21 protein-coding genes are annotated in these 18,620 nt (G+C 61.7%); 7 read left to right on the top strand and 14 right to left on the bottom strand.

Features of this window, described 5'->3' with window-relative positions; all coding sequences use genetic code 11:
• Positions 1-138: 138 nt before the first annotated feature.
• The 4 genes from WGT02_RS15130 to WGT02_RS15115 all read left to right on the top strand — a co-directional run bounded on the left by WGT02_RS15130 (position 139) and on the right by WGT02_RS15115 (position 1,919).
• A complete protein-coding gene (locus WGT02_RS15130) occupies positions 139-492 on the top strand; it encodes a DUF1428 domain-containing protein (RefSeq protein WP_024317567.1) in 354 nt (117 codons plus the stop codon).
• Between the two features lie 78 nt (positions 493-570).
• A complete protein-coding gene (locus WGT02_RS15125; protein WP_024317566.1) occupies positions 571-993 on the top strand; it encodes a secondary thiamine-phosphate synthase enzyme YjbQ in 423 nt (140 codons plus the stop codon).
• A 102-nt stretch (positions 994-1,095) separates the two neighbouring features.
• Positions 1,096-1,398, top strand: coding sequence for a hypothetical protein (locus WGT02_RS15120; RefSeq protein ID WP_024317565.1), 303 nt, complete (start codon positions 1,096-1,098; stop codon positions 1,396-1,398).
• Between the two features lie 170 nt (positions 1,399-1,568).
• Entirely contained in the window at positions 1,569-1,919 is a 351-nt protein-coding gene (locus tag WGT02_RS15115; RefSeq protein WP_024317564.1) for a hypothetical protein, read from the top strand.
• Positions 1,920-1,996: 77 nt separating this feature from the next.
• Here WGT02_RS15115 and WGT02_RS15110 read toward each other — a convergent pair whose 3' ends face one another.
• From WGT02_RS15110 to WGT02_RS15100, 3 genes are all read right to left on the bottom strand, one after another.
• Positions 1,997-2,983 carry a DMT family transporter gene (locus WGT02_RS15110; RefSeq protein WP_024317563.1) on the bottom strand — a complete coding sequence of 329 codons (987 nt, stop codon included), beginning with the start codon at positions 2,981-2,983 and terminating at the stop codon, positions 1,997-1,999.
• 117 nt (positions 2,984-3,100) lie between these two features.
• Positions 3,101-3,586: an NUDIX domain-containing protein gene (locus WGT02_RS15105; RefSeq protein WP_208250042.1), complete on the bottom strand. Its 486-nt coding sequence runs from the start codon at positions 3,584-3,586 to the stop codon at positions 3,101-3,103.
• Positions 3,587-3,648: 62 nt separating this feature from the next.
• A complete protein-coding gene (locus WGT02_RS15100; protein ID WP_024317561.1) occupies positions 3,649-3,909 on the bottom strand; it encodes a hypothetical protein in 261 nt (86 codons plus the stop codon).
• Positions 3,910-4,287: 378 nt separating this feature from the next.
• Between WGT02_RS15100 and WGT02_RS15095 the strand changes: the two genes are divergently transcribed.
• A complete protein-coding gene (locus WGT02_RS15095) occupies positions 4,288-4,776 on the top strand; it encodes a GAF domain-containing protein (protein WP_208250043.1) in 489 nt (162 codons plus the stop codon).
• A 137-nt stretch (positions 4,777-4,913) separates the two neighbouring features.
• On the opposite strand, the gene cydX is transcribed toward WGT02_RS15095, so the two are convergent.
• The 7 genes from cydX to WGT02_RS15060 all read right to left on the bottom strand — a co-directional run bounded on the left by cydX (position 4,914) and on the right by WGT02_RS15060 (position 12,127).
• A complete protein-coding gene (gene cydX / locus WGT02_RS15090) occupies positions 4,914-5,024 on the bottom strand; it encodes a cytochrome bd-I oxidase subunit CydX (protein ID WP_007790147.1) in 111 nt (36 codons plus the stop codon).
• A gap of 12 nt (positions 5,025-5,036) precedes the next feature.
• Positions 5,037-6,191 (bottom strand): cytochrome d ubiquinol oxidase subunit II, encoded by a 1,155-nt coding sequence (gene cydB, locus WGT02_RS15085; protein ID WP_024317559.1) that lies wholly within the window; start codon positions 6,189-6,191, stop codon positions 5,037-5,039.
• 6 nt (positions 6,192-6,197) lie between these two features.
• Positions 6,198-7,778, bottom strand: coding sequence for a cytochrome ubiquinol oxidase subunit I (locus tag WGT02_RS15080; RefSeq protein ID WP_208250045.1), 1,581 nt, complete (start codon positions 7,776-7,778; stop codon positions 6,198-6,200).
• A gap of 76 nt (positions 7,779-7,854) precedes the next feature.
• Positions 7,855-9,543, bottom strand: a complete 1,689-nt coding sequence (cydC, locus tag WGT02_RS15075) for a thiol reductant ABC exporter subunit CydC (RefSeq protein ID WP_208250047.1) — start codon at positions 9,541-9,543, stop codon at positions 7,855-7,857.
• The gene (gene cydD / locus WGT02_RS15070) at positions 9,540-11,240 is read right to left on the bottom strand and encodes a thiol reductant ABC exporter subunit CydD (protein ID WP_024317556.1); all 1,701 of its coding nucleotides are present in this window, start codon (positions 11,238-11,240) and stop codon (positions 9,540-9,542) included. The genes cydC and cydD overlap by 4 nt, the downstream gene beginning before the upstream one ends.
• A 4-nt stretch (positions 11,241-11,244) precedes the next feature.
• Complete coding sequence (locus WGT02_RS15065; RefSeq protein WP_024317555.1) at positions 11,245-11,823, bottom strand: GbsR/MarR family transcriptional regulator; 579 nt, start codon at positions 11,821-11,823, stop codon at positions 11,245-11,247.
• Positions 11,824-11,971: 148 nt separating this feature from the next.
• Positions 11,972-12,127, bottom strand: coding sequence for a hypothetical protein (locus tag WGT02_RS15060; protein WP_157997358.1), 156 nt, complete (start codon positions 12,125-12,127; stop codon positions 11,972-11,974).
• Positions 12,128-12,226: 99 nt separating this feature from the next.
• Here WGT02_RS15060 and WGT02_RS15055 point away from each other — a divergent pair, with 99 nt between their 5' ends.
• Both WGT02_RS15055 and WGT02_RS15050 read left to right on the top strand, forming a co-directional pair.
• Positions 12,227-12,901: a Crp/Fnr family transcriptional regulator gene (locus tag WGT02_RS15055; RefSeq protein WP_225039693.1), complete on the top strand. Its 675-nt coding sequence runs from the start codon at positions 12,227-12,229 to the stop codon at positions 12,899-12,901.
• Between the two features lie 75 nt (positions 12,902-12,976).
• Positions 12,977-14,137: an aminotransferase gene (locus WGT02_RS15050; protein WP_024317553.1), complete on the top strand. Its 1,161-nt coding sequence runs from the start codon at positions 12,977-12,979 to the stop codon at positions 14,135-14,137.
• Positions 14,138-14,179: 42 nt separating this feature from the next.
• Here WGT02_RS15050 and WGT02_RS15045 read toward each other — a convergent pair whose 3' ends face one another.
• From WGT02_RS15045 to WGT02_RS15030, 4 genes are all read right to left on the bottom strand, one after another.
• Positions 14,180-15,517: an IS4 family transposase gene (locus WGT02_RS15045; RefSeq protein ID WP_208249505.1), complete on the bottom strand. Its 1,338-nt coding sequence runs from the start codon at positions 15,515-15,517 to the stop codon at positions 14,180-14,182.
• A gap of 95 nt (positions 15,518-15,612) precedes the next feature.
• Positions 15,613-16,719, bottom strand: a complete 1,107-nt coding sequence (locus tag WGT02_RS15040; RefSeq protein WP_024317552.1) for a Gfo/Idh/MocA family protein — start codon at positions 16,717-16,719, stop codon at positions 15,613-15,615.
• 11 nt (positions 16,720-16,730) lie between these two features.
• Positions 16,731-17,516 (bottom strand): ThuA domain-containing protein, encoded by a 786-nt coding sequence (locus tag WGT02_RS15035; RefSeq protein ID WP_024317551.1) that lies wholly within the window; start codon positions 17,514-17,516, stop codon positions 16,731-16,733.
• Positions 17,517-17,587: 71 nt separating this feature from the next.
• Positions 17,588-18,616 (bottom strand): ABC transporter ATP-binding protein, encoded by a 1,029-nt coding sequence (locus WGT02_RS15030; protein WP_024317550.1) that lies wholly within the window; start codon positions 18,614-18,616, stop codon positions 17,588-17,590.
• Positions 18,617-18,620: the final 4 nt, after the last annotated feature.

The raw sequence follows: 18,620 nt of genomic DNA, 5'->3' as shown, positions 1-18,620 counted from the left end.
GAATTATTCCCGATTGGAAGTTCGCGGCAAGTCTCTTGCCTATCGCCGATCCTGCCTAATCTTAATTTGAAGAGGGCTGTCGGTCCAAGCCAACTCCGTTCGTCCTTGGACGTGCTACAACGCAAAAGGGAGAAAACCATGTCCTATGTCGATGGGTTCGTCGTGGCTGTGCCGCAGAAGAACATGGAGGCGTACAAGGCCTTTTCGGCGACCACAGGTGCGATCTGGAAGTCTTACGGTGCGAAAGAGTATGTGGAATGCATCGCCGACGACGTGCCGTATGGGGAACTGACCTCGTTTCCGCGCGCCGTGCAGGCTGCCGACGACGAAGTCGTGGTTTTTTCCTGGATCGTTTATGGCTCACGCCAGGAGCGCGATGACATCATGGTGAAGGTGATGGCAGACCCTCGTCTTCAAGGCGACGAGTGGAAGTCGATCTTCGATGGCAAGCGGATGATTTTCGGTGGGTTCGTTCCCTTTCTGCAGCTTTGAGCAGCGAGGAAGCTGCATTGACATGCGGGCAGCTCAACGCCACGTCTGGTAAAAGAGACGCTTAGCGGAACCGGCGCCATGCCCCAGAAGATCATCAGCGTTTCCACCAGGGGCCAGGGCCTTTACGAGGTTACGGCGGAGGCAGCATCCTTCGTTCGCACCAATGGCGCGGCCGAGGGGCTGCTGACCGTTTTCGTGCGCCACACCTCATGCTCACTGCTTATTCAAGAAAACGCCGACCCGGACGTCCGCACCGATCTCGATGCATTCTTTCGCCGACTGGTGCCTCCCGCGTCCGATCCCTCGATGGGCTGGATCGTTCATACGACCGAGGGACCGGACGATATGCCGGCGCATATCAAGGCTGCGTTGACGCAGGTTTCCATCGGCATTCCGGTTGTCGGGGGACGCCTTGCGCTCGGCACGTGGCAGGGGATTTACCTGTTCGAACACCGCGACCGGCCGCATCGGCGTGAGATCGTGCTGCATCTCGGTGGCTGAACCGGAACTGAACGGTCGGTTCGAAGATCATTCATTTTCAGTGGGTTATCGTCGCCATGATCCCGAATGGGAGATGTAAGCGACGGTTCAGAGGTTCGTATCATGACCCATTTCATCGCCAAGGCTTCGTTTGCCGCCATTATCGCATTGGCCTCGGTTCCGTTCGGCGCACCGACCGCCTCGGCTTCGGAATGGGGACGTGCGCCAGTTGTCGATGTCCAATACCGTCCCGTGTATGCCTGCTCGCCCGTACAAGCTGTCCAGAAGGCACGTTGGACAGGTCTGCGTTACGCGCGCGTCACGACCGTCACGGGCCGGCGTGTGGTCGTTTCCGGCCGCAATTATCGGGGCTGGGACCGGATGGTTTTCGCCAACGTTCGCGGCTGCCCCTTGATCCGCCGCTGATTGGCGTCATCCACAAATGCGCCGTCAGCTTGCCTTGGCCACGCCATTTTCACCCTGCTTTGTGCGAATCGCATATGAATGCGCAGATCCGGAAAGGTTGGACCTGACCTTGCCGGTAAGAGTGTATCGAATGGGGAAGGGCCCTGCCGCACCCCGATGGAGAACTTTCGATGATGCAATTTCTGGCCAAGGCGGGCCTTGCGACGCTGCTCGCCGCCGGCACTGTTGCCGGGGCAGCTGCACCGGCATCCGCTCAGGTAGACGTCTACATTGGCAATGGTCGCCCGCCACCGCCTCCCGGTTACTACCGCCCGCCACCGCCTGACTATGATCGCCCGCAGCGGCGTCAGCGTGGCTGCGACCCTCGGCTCGCAGAAGATATCGCGCGCGACTACGGTTTTCGTCGTACCCGCGTGGTCGACGTCACGCCCCGCCGCGTGATCGTCGAGGGCTGGACGCGCCGTGGCGCCGATGAAATCAGCTTCGGCAATATCCGCGGCTGCCCGGTCCTGCGCCGCTAACGGTCCCGATCACCAGACCCTGAAAACATAGAAAACCGCCTTTGCCAACGTCATTCGACCTCGGCAAAGGCGTTTTTTTAGGCTTGAGAAATCGCGTGTAAGGCCGTTTGAGCTGGTCGCTCCACGTCGCCGGTCTCGTCGGTCGATGTTGCAAGCGGCGCCTGGCTGTCAGCCGAAACGACGGCTCGCGGCAGCGGCGTACCACGCTTCTTTTCACGGGCCAGCGTCAGCAAGCCCGAGCAGATAATGAGAACGATGCCGGCAGCCATCGGAAGGTCGATGGTGTCGTCGAAGATCAGATATCCGAATGCGATCGCCCACAACATCTGGCTGTACTGCGGAGGGGCGACCAGGCTTGCCGGTGCGAGCCGGGCGGCTGTCATCAGCAGCACGTTACCGGCCGCGCCAAGCAGGCCATAGCTTGCGATGAAGAGCCACTGGCGCGGGGTTGGAACAACCACCTCCGACAGCATCAGGATGCCACTGACGGCGAGCGTGCCGAGCAAGGCTGCGCCGTACAGCGACAGGCGCTTTTCGGCCGGCCCCATCTTTCGCATGATGACGATCGAGATTGCTGCAGCCAAGCCGCCGATCGCCGCCGCAAGATGACCGACCGACAACTCGCGGAAGCCCGGACGGAGCACGACCAGAACGCCGACGAAGCCGACGATGACGGCGGCCCAGCGCTGCCAGCGTACGTCTTCCCCGAGAAAGATGACCGACAGAATGGTCACGAACGACGGCAGAAGGAACAGCAGACAGAAGGCCTCAGCCATCGGCAGCTTTGTGAACGTGATGATCGAAGCGATTGCTCCTATGGCGCCGCAGGCGAACCTCAGCAGCCAAAGGGTGCGGTTCGTGCTTCTGACGATATCGACCCAGGTGTCATCTCTGCCCTTGATGAAGGGCAGTGCTGCGCAGCCGAACAGTGCACCGATGAAGGCGATCTGATAGGCCGGCACGCCGCCGTGCAATATCTTGATCGATGCATCGCTGAAGGCAAATACGGCATAGGCGCCGAACGCGACGAGAACACCGCGCAGCGGCGAAGAATGGGCTGTCATGTTTCTAGATTCGTCCGCAGGAGAGTGTTTTGAACTCTTACGGACCGCCGACGGCAACGCGAGAGCTGATTGCGAATAGCTGCCATGCACAATCGCAAGCCCGGCTGTCATCATTGATCAGCTCGCATATGCCTCCAGGGGACTTTGCGACCGCCGTCGACGGAAATCCACGAGCAGGGGGTGCTGACCTTTCAGGATCTTTCGCTCCGCATCCGCCAGCGTGAACCATTCGGCCCGATCCACTTCGGGAAATTCAACCATCACGCCGGAGCGCGGCGGCCACTCCATCTGGAAGCGATTGCTGGCAGTTGCTTTGAGATCGGTGTCGGCCTCGACCGCCCAGGCAGCAACGATCTTGCCACCGGGTTGCTTGTACTCCCCGAGATGGTGAAAGCTTCCTTCGACGTCGACGCCCAGCTCTTCGCGGGCTTCACGTCTTGCCGCATCAAGTTCATCTTCGTCCTCGTCGACGAGGCCCTTGGGGATCGACCAGGCGCCGATGTCCTTCTTTGCCCAGTAAGGCCCCCCCGGGTGAACCAGGAGGACCTCGTAGCCACCATCATGGAGGCGGTAAATCAGCAGGCCTGCACTTCGCTTCGCCATATCGACTGCATCCTTCTGCTTACGGGGAAGAGCGCTGGGCGCGGCCCGCCCAGCGCTCTGTCTCAATTCGGCGTCTGGCGAAGAGCCACGCCGTAGTCGCGGTAAACGCTCAGGCAATCGGTATAGCTAAGCGAGCCGTTCTCGCCGTAAATGACATGGGCGCTGGATGCGCTGGTCGCCGCTTCTTCCGATACGAAGAGGATCGCCTCGCCAAGCGATTTTCCCGTGATCGGCTCCTCGGTGCCGTCTTCCTGCATGATGCCTTCAATGATTGCCGCTATCTGGCGGTGGCTAAAGACCGCCCGTCTGTCTTCCGGTGTCATCGTCCTTACCTCTGCTTGAAATCAATGGATCAATCTGCCCAGCCGAAGCGGCTTCATGACTTCTTGCGCAGCCCTGCCGAGATAGCTGCTGCGCTCGTCGGAATGCCCTAACAATGAGGGGCGGCTGCGTTTTACCTGACCGTCGCCCGATATCGCCGTGCGCGCAAACCGCAGCTGCCGGCCGATTTAACTCGCGACCCGCAATAGGTCGCGACAGGGCACTACATAGAGTCGGATCATCGACCGACAAGATGGTTGCTGATCACTATCGCCATCTAGTGACATGATGGTCCATCCTGCTCCTCACGATTGCGTTTGGCAATCGGGATGCGTGCCCCTATATCGACGCTCACCACGCAAACGGAAGCGATAACGGATATGTTTCAGGCCGCGACCATAAATTCCGCCAACAAGGCCGATTTCTACAAAGAGCTTTGCCAGCAGCTGAAGGGGCTGCTGCATGGCGAAAGCGATACGATCGCCAATGCCGCGAATACATCGGCTCTGATGTTCGAAATGATGCCGGATCTGAACTGGGCGGGCTTCTACTTCCTGAAATCGGACAAGGAGCTGGTTCTTGGACCATTCCAGGGCAAGGCCGCGTGCGTTCGAATCGCGGTGGGCCGCGGGGTCTGCGGTACGGCTGTGGAAAAGGGGACTTCGATCCTCGTCGAGGACGTATATGCGTTTCCCGGGCATATCGCCTGTGACGCCGCCTCGCGTTCGGAACTCGTGGTGCCGCTTCAACGCAACGGTAAAATCCTTGGCGTCATCGATCTGGACAGCCCGACCGCGTCGCGCTTCGAGGCCGAGGATCAGGCCGGCGTCGAAGCTCTGGCCCGGATTTTCGTCGAGGCCAGCTATTAGCCCCAGCTATTGGCCGGAGCTATTAACCTTTGAGTTCGTGAGCATCAGAATTTCGTAGCTGACGTCTCTCAGGCAAAAAAGGGACGAGCGCCTGCGCAGACCGTCCCTTCGTTGGTTTCAAACAGGACGCCTAAGCGCTACTGCTTTCGCTTCTTGGCTTCGTCGTCCATCAGCTCATACCACATGGCGTTGAGGACGGCGAAGGCGGCGGCCAGCGGCAGGCCGAGGATCCATGCGAAATACCACATCGTCTTTCTCCTTCAGTAAGCGTGGCCGCTCTTGTCGTTGACGGTCTCTTCATCGACCTTGCCCCAGAGGACTTTGTAGACCCAGGCGGTGTAGGCGACGATTATCGGCAGGAAGATCAGCGACACGACAAGCATGACGAACAGCGTGATGTGGCTCGACGAGGCATCCCATACCGTCAGGCTCGACCTCGGGTCGAGTGAGGAGGGCAGGATGAACGGAAACATCGAGAGACCGACGGTCGAGATGATGCCGAAGATCGAGAGCTTGCTGAAGAGCAGGGTAGCGACTTCCCATTTTGCCCGAAGGGCGAGGAAGGCGGCTGCTGCTCCGAGGAAGCCGAGGACCGGCGCAATCAGCATCCACGCGTAGGTGCCATAGTTCGCCAGCCAGGAGCCATCGTGGGTGGCCGTCTTGAGCAGAGGGTTCGACGGGCCGGCCCGATTGATCTCGCTGGTGATGCTGTAGCCACTCACACCAAGCGCCAGGAAGATGCCGCCGAGTGCGAAAAGGACTATGACGGCGAGCGCGGCGAGGCTGCCATAGCGTCTTGCCCGTTCGGCGACCGTGCCGCTTGCTTTCAGGACCAGCCAGGAAGCGCCGTGCATGACGAACATGGCGACCGAGAGCAGGCCACAAAGCAGAGCATAAGGGTTGAGAAGGCCAAAGAACGAGCCCTCGTAGAAGATGCGCATGTCAGCCGGGTCGAAGCGGAACGGCACGCCTTGGAGCACGTTGCCAACGGCGACGCCGAAGATCAGCGACGGTACGAAACCACCGACGAACAGCGCCCAGTCCCAGTTGTTGCGCCAGCGGGCACTCTCGCGCTTGGAGCGATACTTGAAGCCGACCGGGCGCAGGATGAGCGCAAACAGGATCGCGAACATCGCGAGGTAGAAGCCCGAGAACGACACTGCATAAAGCGGCGGCCAGGCGGCGAAAGTAGCGGCCCCGCCAACGATCAGCCAGACCTGGTTTCCTTCCCAGACAGGGCCGATCGTGTTGATGGCGACGCGGCGCTCGGTATCCGTCTTGGCGACGAAAGGCAACAACGTGCCGACGCCGAGGTCGAAGCCATCCGTGGCGGCAAAGCCGATCAGGAGTACGCCGAGAAGCAGCCACCAGATCAAGCGCAGGATTTCGTAGTCTATCAGTTCGTAAAGGACCATGATGGATTACTCCGCAGCGGGAACGAGGGTTTCGGAAATAAGCTCTGCTTCCGGCTCGTCGTCCGGCTCCGGCCCCTTCTGGATGGCTCTGATCATCAGCGTCATCTCGACGATGATGAGCGTGGTGTAGAGCGCGGCAAAGCCGATGATTGTCAGCAGTACCGTGCTTGCGCCGAGGCTCGACACCGCCATTGCCGTCGGTAGAACGCCTTCGATGACCCACGGCTGACGGCCGATTTCAGCAACGATCCAACCCGATTCGATGGCAATCCAGGGAAGCGGGATCGCGAAGACGGCAATCTTCAGCAGGAGCGTGTACTTGTCCAGATGACGCCGTGCCGAGAGCCAGAAGAAGGTGGCCGTCAAGACAATGAAGAACATGCCGAGCCCGACCATGATGCGGAACGACCAGAAGAGCGTCGGTACATGCGGGATCGTGTCCCGTGCGGCTTGGGTGATCTGCGCGTCGGTGGCCTGGCGCGGATCGTCGACGTAGCGCTTCAGAAGAAGAGCGTAGCCGAGCTGGTGTCCCAGTTCCTCGAACGAGGTGCGGACCTGAGGTGCGATACCGTCCGGCGTTGCCGCGGCGCGGATCTGCATCAGCGCGTCGTAGGCCTTGATACCGTCGCGAATGCGGGCTTCCGCCTGCTGCTCGAGCTTGTCGATACCGGGGATCTCCGTTGTCAGCGAGCGTGTGCCGATCAAACCCATGACCCAGGGAATATGGATGGCAAAATGCGTCTCGCGCGCTTCCTGGTCGGGGAAGCCGAAGGCGGTGAAGGCGGCGGGCGCTGGTTCCGTCTCCCACATCGCCTCGATGGCGGCGAGCTTCATCTTCTGGTTTTCGGTTGCGAGGTAGCCGCTTTCGTCACCGAGGACGACGACCGAAAGCGCCGATGCCAGGCCGAACGATGCCGCAACCGTCATTGAACGCTTGGCGATTTCGAGGTGTCGACCCTTCAGCAGGTACCAGGCCGAGACGCCGAGCACGAAGATCGATGCACAGACATAACCGGCCGATACGGTGTGGACGAATTTCGCCTGGGCGACCGGATTGAAGACCACGTCGAAGAAACTGGTGATTTCCATGCGCATTGTCTGCGGATTGAGCGCCGAGCCGACCGGGTTCTGCATCCAGCCGTTGGCGACGAGGATCCAGAGAGCCGAGAAGTTGGAGCCGAGTGCCACGCACCATGTCGCGACCAGGTGACCGACCTTCGAAAGCTTGTCCCATCCGAAGAAGAACAGGCCGACGAAGGTTGCTTCAAGGAAGAACGCCATCAGCCCTTCGATGGCCAGCGGTGCGCCAAAAATATCGCCGACATAGTAGCTGTAGTAGCTCCAGTTCATGCCAAACTGGAACTCCATGACGATGCCGGTGGCGACCCCGATTGCAAAGTTGATGCCGAAGAGTATGCCCCAGAACTTCGTCATCTGCCGCCAGACCTGGCGGCCCGTCATGACGTAGACGGTTTCCATGATGGCGAGCAGCACGGAGAGCCCGAGCGTCAAAGGCACGAATAAAAAATGGTAAAGCGCAGTCAGCGCAAATTGGAAGCGCGATAGCGCGACGATGTCTAGTTCCATTGTCTTTCTCCCACGGTCCCACGGGGTACGAAGGGTTCCCGCCAAACCGGATTGCCTGGCGGTCATGCGGTGTGGTTCAGTCCGGTCTCAGCCGGTTCAAAGCCTTTTCGAACGCGGCCTCTCCGCGGCGCGAAACGTCCGTGATGCGCCCATCCTCCATGACCGCGATGACGTCCGCGATCGCGGCCTCCCGACGGATATGCGTGGCGATGACGAGCGAGCGTCCCTCCGCTTTCTCCACCAGACGGCTCATGACATCGCGCGCGGTTGCGCCATCGAGGCCTTCCGTCGGCTCATCCAGCAGCCAGAGCGGCGCGTCGCGCAGGAAGAGGCGGGCGAGGGCAAGGCGGCGCGATTGACCGCCCGAGAGCCCCATGCCGCCTTCGCCAAGCGGCGTGTCGAGGCCGCGCGGCAGAGCGACGACGGCGCGCAGGAGACCGGCGGCGGCGAGCGCCCCATGCAGCGCGACGTCGCTTGCACCGGGGCTCGCGAGTTGCAGATTGCCGCGAACGCTATCTTGGAAAAGCTCCGTGCGCTGCGTCAGCAGGGTCGCGTCGACGCATTCGACGGCTCCGTGGCGGGCCTGCATTTCGGCTGCGAGAAGCGAAAGGAGTGTCGATTTGCCGCTACCGCTTGCGCCGATCAATGCGAGTTTTTCGCCGGCCTCTAGATCGAGGTTGATGTCACCTAGCACAGGCATTTCCGCGTCATATCCCGCGGTCACTTCGTTCAGGCGGAACGCCAGACCGGGAGCCGATGCAGCGTTGCGGTGTGCGTCTTCATCTGCCGACAGGCGCGGCGCGATGCGGCGGGCGGCAAGCAGGGTTCGGCCGAGCTCCATCGCACCACGGCGCAGCGCACCGAAGGGCTCGACTGCGGCGAAGATCATCAGCACCCCGAGCGCGGCGACCGGCGGGCTGATCGTGCCCGCTACGCTCAATGCTGCCCCAGCCATTAGCGAACCGCTGAGCAACGCGGTAGCGGTGAGGCCGAAGCCGAATGTGACGCCGGCTTCGACGCGGTTGAGGCGGTCGTCGGCGCAAGCGGCATAGCGGTCGGCATCGGCGATCGCCGCACGCTGCGCATCAAGGCACCCGGCTATCAGCAAGTCCGTCTGGCCGGCGACGAGATCAACGGTGCGCGCGCGAACCGCCTCTATGCCATAGGCACGGCGGCGAGCGTGCTTTGCGGCCCGACGTCCGGCGACGAAGGGAATGCCGAGACCGGCGGCAACCAGCACGATGCCGGCCGCCAGTCCGAAGAGTGGATGCATGAGGCCGAGCGCGATGCTCGCGGCAATCGCCGCGCAGATCGCAACGCCTGCCGGAACCAGCACGCGCAGGTAAAGGGAATCGAGCGCGTCGATGTCGCCCGTCAGGCGGAAGAGCAGGCGGGCGGGCCGGCGTGCAAGCTGCCTGGCGGCACCGGGCACGGACCATCCACGAAACAAGCGTTCGCGCAGAGCGGCGAGCACGCTCAGCGTTGCGTCATGGGTGGTGAGCCGCTCGCCGTAGCGCGAAGCGGCCCGGCCGAGCGCAAGCAGGCGAATGCCGGCCGACGGCATGAAGACGTCGAAGGTGGCGAGCGTTGCTGCCGAAAGCCCGGCGATGCCGGTTGCCGTGATGAACCAGCCGGAGAGGCCGAGCAGGGCAATCCCTGCAGATACCGTGGTCGCCGAAAGTGCTGCCCCGAGGATCAAGCCGCGGCGTCGTTCGGTCAGGAAGAGCTTGACGATCGGCTTGAGGTTGGAAAGCGATGCGCTCATTCGGCGGCCTCCCGTGCGGTTTCGAGATCGAGGGCGATCGTCCGGTCCATGCGCGCGGCAAGCCGCGGGTCATGGGTCGCAACGACAAGCGTGCGTCCCCTTGCAAGAGCAAGCAGGCCCTCGGTGATCTCGCTTGCGGTCTCGGCGTCGAGGTGCGCGGTCGGCTCGTCCGCAAGCACGATGCAGGCGTCCGCATTGCAGGCGGCGCGGGCGATTGCGAGGCGCAGCGCTTCGCCGCCGGAAAGTCCCATGCCGCCATCGCCGAGCGGGCGTCGAGCGTGACTGCGGGCGAAGCGGCCGAGCTTGGCGAGCTCGAGCGCCCTCGCCACGGCCTGCATCGAAACGCCGGGCCGACCGAGAGAAATGTTGCCTGCGATCGTGCCTGCAAATATGTGCGGCTTCTGGCCGACCCAGGCGATCTTGGCCCGGAGGGCGGGGTTGGCTGGCTGTCCGTCGATGGTGATGCTGCCGGTCTCGCACGCAGCCTGGCCGGCAATCAGGGCGAGCAGGGTCGATTTTCCAGAGCCGCTGGCGCCGAGCAGTGCGACATGCTCGCCGGGGCGGATGTTCAGATCGAAGGCGTCGATCGTCATGCCGGTATCCTTGCCGTAGCGGAAGCCGACATTCTGCAGTCGGATGGCGCCAGCTGGCGTGGTTGGCTTGCCTGCGCATGGGTCGGCGTCCTCGGGCAGCATGAGGCCGCCAGTGCTCAGCGCATCGATCGCCTTGATCGCAGCTTCACCGGCGGCGCGGTCATGCCAGACGGCCGAGAGTTCGCGCAGCGGCTCGAAGAAGGCGGGCGCAAGCAGCAGCACGAAGAGGCCGGTCGTCAGGTGGAGCCCGGCTGTCCAGGCGCCAAAGCGGATTTCTCCAAGCAGGGAGAAGCCGATGTAAACGGCGACCAGCGCGACGCCCAGAGCCGCGAAAAGCTCCAGAACGGCCGACGACAGGAAGGCGATCTTCAGCACAGCCATCGTCCGGACCTTCAGCGCGTCGGCGTCGGCTCTCAGCCTCGTCGCGGTCGCGTCGACGGCACCAAGCGCGCGGATGGTGGCCAGCCCGCGCAGCCGGTCGAGGAGGAAACCGTTGAGGCCGCCGGTCGCTGCCAGCTGTTTTTCGCTTGCCGCCTGCGCGCGCCAGCCGATCAATGCCATGAAGACCGGGATCAGCGGCATGGCGATCAAGAGAATGAGGGCGGCAATCCACGAAATCGGGAAGACGCAGGCAAGGATGACCAGCGGTACGGCACTCGCCTTGAAGCGAGCCGGCTGGAAGCGCGAGAGATAGGCAACGATCATCTCGGCCTGCTCGCCGAGAACGCTTGCGGCCTCGCCGGAGCTCGGCTTCGTGCTGTCGATCGGCGAGCGTCGGGCGAGGGCTGCGGCGGCCAGTTCACGCCGCGCTGTCAGCTCGGCGCGCGCGGCGCGAAATGCCATGCGGCCGCCAGCTGCCTCGAGACAGCTTTTCGCTATGCCGAGCAGGGCGATGTAGACGGCGGGCCACAGAACATTGGTGAAGCCGCCGCCATCGGCAATCCGGCCGACTGCAGTGGCGAGGAGTGCCGCCTGTGGGATCCACATGAGCGATGCCAGGGTCTGGATCGCGGCTGTCTTTCGCAACCCACCATGTCCGGGCACGGTTTTTGCCGGCTTGCCGAAAGCCTGCTTTCCTTTTGCGTCTAAGTAAGCACTCCCCATAGCGCTAACTCTTGTTCGCAGGATTGGGCCGGCGGCTGCGGCCGAGCGAAACGACTCGGTCCTTGGCCTCCAACAGCTTCGTCACTTTCGCTCCGAGCGAGAGTAACGTTGCAAGCCGTTCGGTTTCAAGTTGTTTTACGTCCTCGTACCAATGCGTTAGCTGTTCGATCAGCGTGTGCATCTCGCTCATGCGTTCCTGCGCATGACGCTCGGCCTCGCTTGCCGGCCGCTGCATGAGGATTTCCCGCAGCACCGAGAGCGTCGGATCGACCTCGCGCTTTTTGCGCTCCTCGGCCAGCGTGCGCAGGATCAGCCAGACGTCATCTGGCGTCGTGAAGAAGTCGCGCCGGTCGTCGGGTCGGTGCTTCAGCAGGACGAGGTTCCAGGTCTGCAGTTCGCGCAGGCTCATCGACACGTTCGATCGCGAGATGCCGAGGGAATCGGCGATTTCCTCAGCGCAGAGCGGCGAAGGCGACACGTAGAGCAGGGCGTAGATCTGGCCGACCGTGCGGTTGATGCCCCAGCGCGAGCCCATTTCACCAAAGTGCAGAACGAAGGATTGAACAAGCGGCGGAAGGTTCATCTCTGTTTCCGTTATGTCTGTGATTTCAGAAATTTCTGAAACTACTATAACTGGGTCGGCTCTATCGGCAATCGGCAAGTGAGGGCTGCGGCAATTTGGTGTCGCGGTCAGTCATACGAAGGTTCGCCGCGGCAAAACGTGATCTGGATCAAACGGCGACGGAATGTTTCGCCTGTCCCTGATTGAGGTAGCGGTCGAACGTCGCGGCGATCACCCGAACGAAAGGCCGGCCCTTCGGCCTGATGGCGAAGGTGTTGCCGTCGAAGCTCGTCAGCCGATCCGGTGACACTTTGATTTCGATCAAGAAAACGCTGTTCTCCCGCTGTGGCTGTCGTCTATGCTTTTGCGCGGAGCTGATTTGATGCGCAAAGACATACATAATTCAAACATACCAGTCCGTTGCATGAGTTGTGAGGTCCGCCACAAGGGCATATGCGGCGCGCTCAGCGCCGATGAGTTGCAGGCGCTTTCTGCGCATACGCGCCTCGTCAACCACGAAGCCGGCGATGAGCTGGCTGGCGAGAAGATGCCGGCCGAATCCTACGCCACTGTGATCCGTGGCGTCGTGAAGCTCACGAAGACGCTGGAAGACGGACGCCAGCAGATCGTTGGACTGCAATTCGCTCCCGATCTCCTTGGCCGACTGAATGCCGACGAGAATGCCGTGTCGGTGGAGGCGGCATCCGACCTCAACCTCTGTCGCATTCCAAAGGTTGCGCTGGAGCGCATGGTCAAGAGCAACCCCGCGCTTGCCGAACGTCTGATGACGCAAACACTGCGCGAGCTGGATGAAGCGCGCGACTGGATGGTGACGCTGGGGCGCAAGACGGCGGCGGAGAAGGTCGCAAGCTTCTTGCTCCTGATCGCGACGCACCTCGATCCCGAGGCGACCGGCGACCGGCGCCAGTTCGACCTGCCGCTATCGCGGGCGGATATTGCGGACTTCCTCGGGCTGACGATCGAAACCGTTTCCCGTCAGATGTCGAAGCTGAAGGCCGAGGGGATGATCGGGATCGTTGCCAATCGGCATATCAACGTGCCGAAGCTTTCAAAGCTCAAGGCTTTCTGCGGTTCCTGACGCTCGAATGCATGTTGCCGAGGCAGCCGATTTTGTGCAGGAGTGCTGGTCCACCTCGTTCCATAAGAGATACGCATGTCTGCCGAACCCAATCCGCTTGTTTCGCGACTGTCTCCCCCGCCCATCCCGTCCGTCCTCGCTTGGGCTCGTGAATACAAGGGCGCGAAGGGGCCGCTGGTCGACCTTTCGCAGGCGGTGCCCGGCTATCCCGCGCACCCCGATATGCTGCGGCTGTTGGGCGAAGCCGCGTCCTCACCGAAGATGACCGGCTACGGGCCGATCGAGGGCGAGGGCGTGCTGCGGGAAGCCTATGCGCGGCACATGTCGGCACTCTACGGCGCCGCGGTGTCGTCAGACAACATCCATATAACCGCCGGCTGCAATCAGGCCTTCATGTCCGTGGCGATTGCGCTTGCCGGTTGCGGCGATACGGTGGCGTTGACCAATCCGTTCTATTTCAATCAGGAAACGACGCTGTCGATGCTCGGCATCAAGCGTGCCCTCGTCGAGTGCGATGCGCAGAATGGTTTCTTGCCAGACGTTCAGTCCGCCGAAAAGGCTCTGGCCGGAGGTGCGAAGGTGCTGGCGATCGTCACGCCGAACAATCCGACCGGCGCGATCTATCCGCCGGCGTTGCTGCGCGACCTGTTGATGTTGTGCCGCAAGCACGGGGCGTGGCTGATCGTCGACGAGACCTATCGCGACTTTCTGCCCGATGGCTACGGCGCGCCGCATCCGCTGCTGACAATTCCGGGCTGGGAAGACACGCTCATCCTGCTTTACAGCTTTTCGAAGTCCTTCTGCATTCCCGGCCATCGCCTCGGGGCGATCACGGCCGGTGCGAGCGTCGTCGCCGAGATTACCAAGGTGATGGACAATATGCAGATCTGCGCTCCGCGCGCTGCGCAGATCGCCGTTGCCGGGGCGATGCCGATCCTCGCCGGTTGGCGTGCAGGCAACCGTCTGGAAATCGCGCGCCGCGCGGATGCGCTCAGGGCCGTAATGGCAGGCTTGCCCGGTTGGGAGATCGGCGCGATCGGCGCCTACTTCGCCTTCATCCGTCATCCCTTTGAACAGCTCGGCTCATCGGCCGTCGCGGAGCGGCTGGCAAAGCAGGCGGGCGTCGTTTGCTTGCCCGGAAGCTATTTCGGAGAAGGGCAGGAGCGTTATCTGAGGCTCGCTTTCGCAAATGCCGATGCGGCTTTGATTGGTCTCCTCGCAGAGCGCCTTCGATAGCAAACCCAAGGCGACAAAGGCCCGCATGAGCGGTAATGCAGTTCACTTAGGTTTGCTTACGGCTCTTATCGGGTATCTGGCAGGGAGTTTTTTGACGACACGGGGGCATGATCGCCCCCGTTTTTCTGTCAGCAGCAAGTCTGCCAATCTGTTTCTCAATCTGGTGAGGTGGGCGGGGATTTTGCCGGGTGCTTCGATCGCCATCCATCCCCATTCGTGACGCAGGTAATGCAGGGCTGTGATAAAGCTTAGTCGGGTTGGCTCGACTTGGGCTTCGGTCGCGACCTCTGCCATTTCGAGCCGCACCAGATTGTAGGCCAGCAACGCGCCCCAGACCTCCTGATAGACAGTCTCCGGCGTGCCGCTTCGCAGGGTCAGTTCGCTACCGAGAAGCTCCTGCTTGAGTTCGCGATAACTTGTCTCGATGCGCCATCGCTCTTCATACTGATGGACGATTTCGCTTGCCGGATAAGTTTGTCTGTCCATCAGCGATGTCAACAATATGCGCTTTTTGCCATGGCTGGTGGTCGTCTCGATGGCCCTGACCTCCCAGAAGGCCGGCAAGTCCGGTTCTGCCTGCCGCGCCTGGGGCGAGACCTTCATGCGCACCCGATAATCGGTGGGGTGCGGATCCAGTCGTTCCCATGTGCTGTTGGCTTTGGCCGGAATCGGCCAGTGACGCTCATGTCCCTTCGTCTGCAATTGCAAGAGAAGGCTGGCACTGAAGAAGCCCTTGTCGAAGACCGTCAGCGAATGGTCCGGAACCCGGTCGAGCAGGCTTTTGGCATAGAGCATCTCGTTTGTGCCATAGGCTCCGAACACCGCATCACGCACCAGATGCGTCGCCAGCGCCGTCAGCGTCAGCAGCCGCAATTGCGGATAGCTTGCGACAACGCCAGACGCGTAGGCCTGCGCTCCAAAATGCGCCCGGTTCTCCGGGCTGTCGGACGTCCGCAGCGTGCTGCCGTCCACGGCATAACGACAAAGACCCCGCCAGGCACGCCCGGATTGGTGGCGTTCATCCCAGCATGATGCACTCATTGCAAACAACTGCGCCAACGGTGCCTGACCCAAGCGCTGCCGTGCCTGTGTCAACGCGCTCTTGGCAATATCCGCGTTGACCTCATCGGGCAAAACCAGATCAAGATGGGCCACCACCTCCGGGATCGACTGATGACGATAAAGGGCCAACGCAATCACCAGCCAGACGACCTGCTCGGCTGGCAGCTTGCGCTTGCGGATGCTCGCCTTGCCTGTCGTGGCGAGAGCCTGAGCGATCCAGTCCGGGTCGATCGCCTGCGAAAGAGCCGATAATTCGGCCGAATGTCCAAGGGTGCGTGACATCACAAACAAAAACAGGATGGGAAAACGAATCCCCATCCTGAACCATCAAACTTGCCCGCAGCTCACTAAGTGAACTGCATTACCGCATGAGCGGGCCCTTATTGCTTCTGGCTGGCAGCGCGTCGCTTGCATCAGACCACGACAGTCAGCGGCGGTATCCGCTTGTCTGCTGGGCTATCCTGTTCGGAGGCCTCCAGCAGATTGAGCTCCCGCCGCTCCTTCTCCGACACGATCGCAAGGTCGATGACCTTCTGCAGGTTGGCAGCGTGGCGGAAGGTCGGGTCGTCCTGCTTTCCGGTTCTGACCGCTTCAGCAAAGCGCTGGTAGTTGGTGAGAACCGCTGGCACTTCGATGTCGCGCCAAATGGCGGTCTCGATGTCCTCGCCGAAGCAGCCGCGCAGGTCCGAACCATCGGGACGATGGATCACTTCCAGGCTGCCCTTTTCGCCGTAGATGCGCAGCTTCAGTTCGTTGAGGTGGCCCGTCGCCCAACGGGTGGCGTGAATGACGCCGAGCGCACCGTTGGTGAAATCGACCGACATGGTGAAGCTGTCGTTGGCGTCGAGGAGATATTCGCCGATCTGGCCGCCCGGTGCCTTGTTGAAGGTCTTCAGGCGGGCAAAGACATGGTCGATATCGGTTGCTGCGCCATAGGCGGCGAAGTCGAGGATGTGGATGCCGACATCGCCAAGCACGCCGTTCGAACCGTGACCGGTCGACAGGCGCCATAGCCAGCGCGATTCCGTGCGCCAGTCACCCCAGGCGCGAGAAACCAGCCAGCTCTGCAGGTAGGAGGCTTCGACATGGCGGATCGTGCCGAGCTCGCCGGCCAGCACCATTTCGCGGGCGCGCTGCAGAGGAGCCACATTGCGATAGGTCAGGTTGACCATGTTGACGACGCCCGCAGCTTCCGCGGTCTCCGTCATCTCCAGAGCGTCGGCATAGTTTTCCGCCAGCGGCTTTTCGCAAAACACATGCTTGCCGGCGGCGATCAGCGCCAGACTGGTCGCGTGGTGGATGCGATCCGGCGTGACGTTGGTGGCGGAATCGAATTCGCCCCATGCGATCGCTTCCTCGAGCGTCTGGAAACGCTTCTCGATGTGGAAGTGATCGGCAAATTCGGCGAGGCGGACCAGGTCGGTGTCAACGGCGCCGACAACCTCCACACCATCAATGGCGAGGAAGTTGGCAACCTGGTTTTTGGCCATAACGCCTGTGCCAAGAACGAGTAGACGCATTGCTATGCTCCTCAGCGGTAACCGGCTTCGCCGGCCTGGTGCAGTCTCGGACCGCGCTCGACGATCGGTTCGAGCGCCTTTTCGACCGGAACGTTCGGGGCATCGGTGATGCTCTTGAGATCGCCCTGCGGGTTATAAGCCCATTTCACGCTGTTGATGAGTACCTTCTGGACGTTGGCATCATGATAGGTGGGATAGGTTTCATGGCCGGGGCGGAAGTAGAAGATGTTGCCCGCGCCACGGCGCCAGGTGAGGCCCGAACGGAAGACTTCGCCGCCCTGGAACCAGGAAATGAAGACGGTTTCCAGCGGCTCCGGTACGGAGAACTGCTCGCCGTACATTTCCTCGTTTTCCAGCACGAAATTCTCCTCGATACCGGCTGCGATCGGGTGGCGCGGGTTGATGGTCCAGAGGCGTTCGCGCTCGCCGGCCTCGCGCCACTTCAGCGCGCAGGGCGTGCCCATCAGGCGCTTGAAGATCTTCGAGAAGTGGCCGGAGTGCAGAACGAGAAGGCCCATGCCTTCCCAGACGCGCTTGGCGACACGCTCGACGACGACATCGGATACGGCGCCATGGTCTTTGTGGCCCCACCAGGTGAGGACATCGGTTTCGGCGAGGCGGGCTTCGGTCAGGCCGTGTTCCGGCTCCTGCAGCGTCGCCGTCGTCGCGCTGATACCTGGATCGGTGTTCAGCGCATTGGCGATGGTGGTGTGCATGCCCTCCGGATAGATGCCCCGAACGATGGCATTGGTGGTTTCGTGGATGTTTTCACCCCAGACAATGGTGCGAATAGCCAAGTTACTGCTCCTTCATGCGATGGTGGACCGAAACCGATGGGAAGCGGTCGGATCCTGTGGTTTGATGGGTGTCAGGCCGCGCCTTTGAGGGGCATCCTCTCGAGCGCGCGTCCGGATTGGTCGAACCGGTGAATGCAGCCCTTTACCGGGGCGACGCCCAGTTTCTGGCCGGGTCGGTGGCTCGATACGCCCGTTTCGCGAACGACGAGCGGTTCGGCGATGCCGATGTCGAGATAGACGAAACTGTCCGAGCCGAGGATTTCCGAATGGATGACGGTTCCCGTCCAGGCGGGCGCCTGCTGGACGATCTGCATGTGTTCGGCCCGCACGCCAATGGTGTGGGCGTTGTAGGGTGCCGAGAATTCGCCCGTCAGGAAGTTCATCTTCGGCGAGCCGATGAAACCGGCGACGAAAACGGAATTCGGCGTCTCGTAAAGCTCGAGCGGCGTGCCGACCTGTTCGACGACGCCGTCGCGCAGCACGCAGATGCGGTCGGCCAGCGTCATTGCTTCGACTTGGTCGTGGGTGACGTAGATCATCGTCGTGCCATGCATGCTGCGGTGAAGCTTGGCGATCTCCAGCCGGGTCGCGACACGCAGCGCAGCATCGAGGTTCGACAGCGGTTCGTCGAACAGGAACACCTTCGGGTCGCGGACGATGGCGCGGCCGATCGCCACGCGCTGACGCTGACCGCCCGACAGCTGGCGCGGCAGGCGTTCCAGATAAGGCGAGAGCTGCAGCATGCCGGCTGCCTGTTCGACGCGGGTGTTGCATTCCTCCTTGCTGCGGCCCGATAGCTTCATGCCGAAGGCCATGTTCTCGAACACGGTCATGTGCGGGTAAAGCGCATAGGACTGGAACACCATCGCGATGCCACGCTTGGAAGGGGCAAAGCGGTTAACGGCTTCGCCATCGAAGGACAGCGTGCCCGACGAGATGTCCTCCAACCCCGAGATGAGCCGCAGCAGCGTGGACTTGCCGCAGCCCGAAGGGCCGACGAAGACCATGAATTCGCCCTTGCGGATATCAAGCGAAACGCCCTTGATGACCTCGAGCACACCGAAGCTCTTGCGGATATTATCGAGTCGAATCTGTGCCATATCT

It is taken from the genome of Rhizobium sp. T1470 (genome assembly GCF_042140505.1).
Taxonomy (GTDB): domain Bacteria; phylum Pseudomonadota; class Alphaproteobacteria; order Rhizobiales; family Rhizobiaceae; genus Rhizobium; species Rhizobium favelukesii.
Note: the sequence above shows the minus strand (reverse complement) of the source record. Positions and strands in the feature narration are given on the sequence as shown.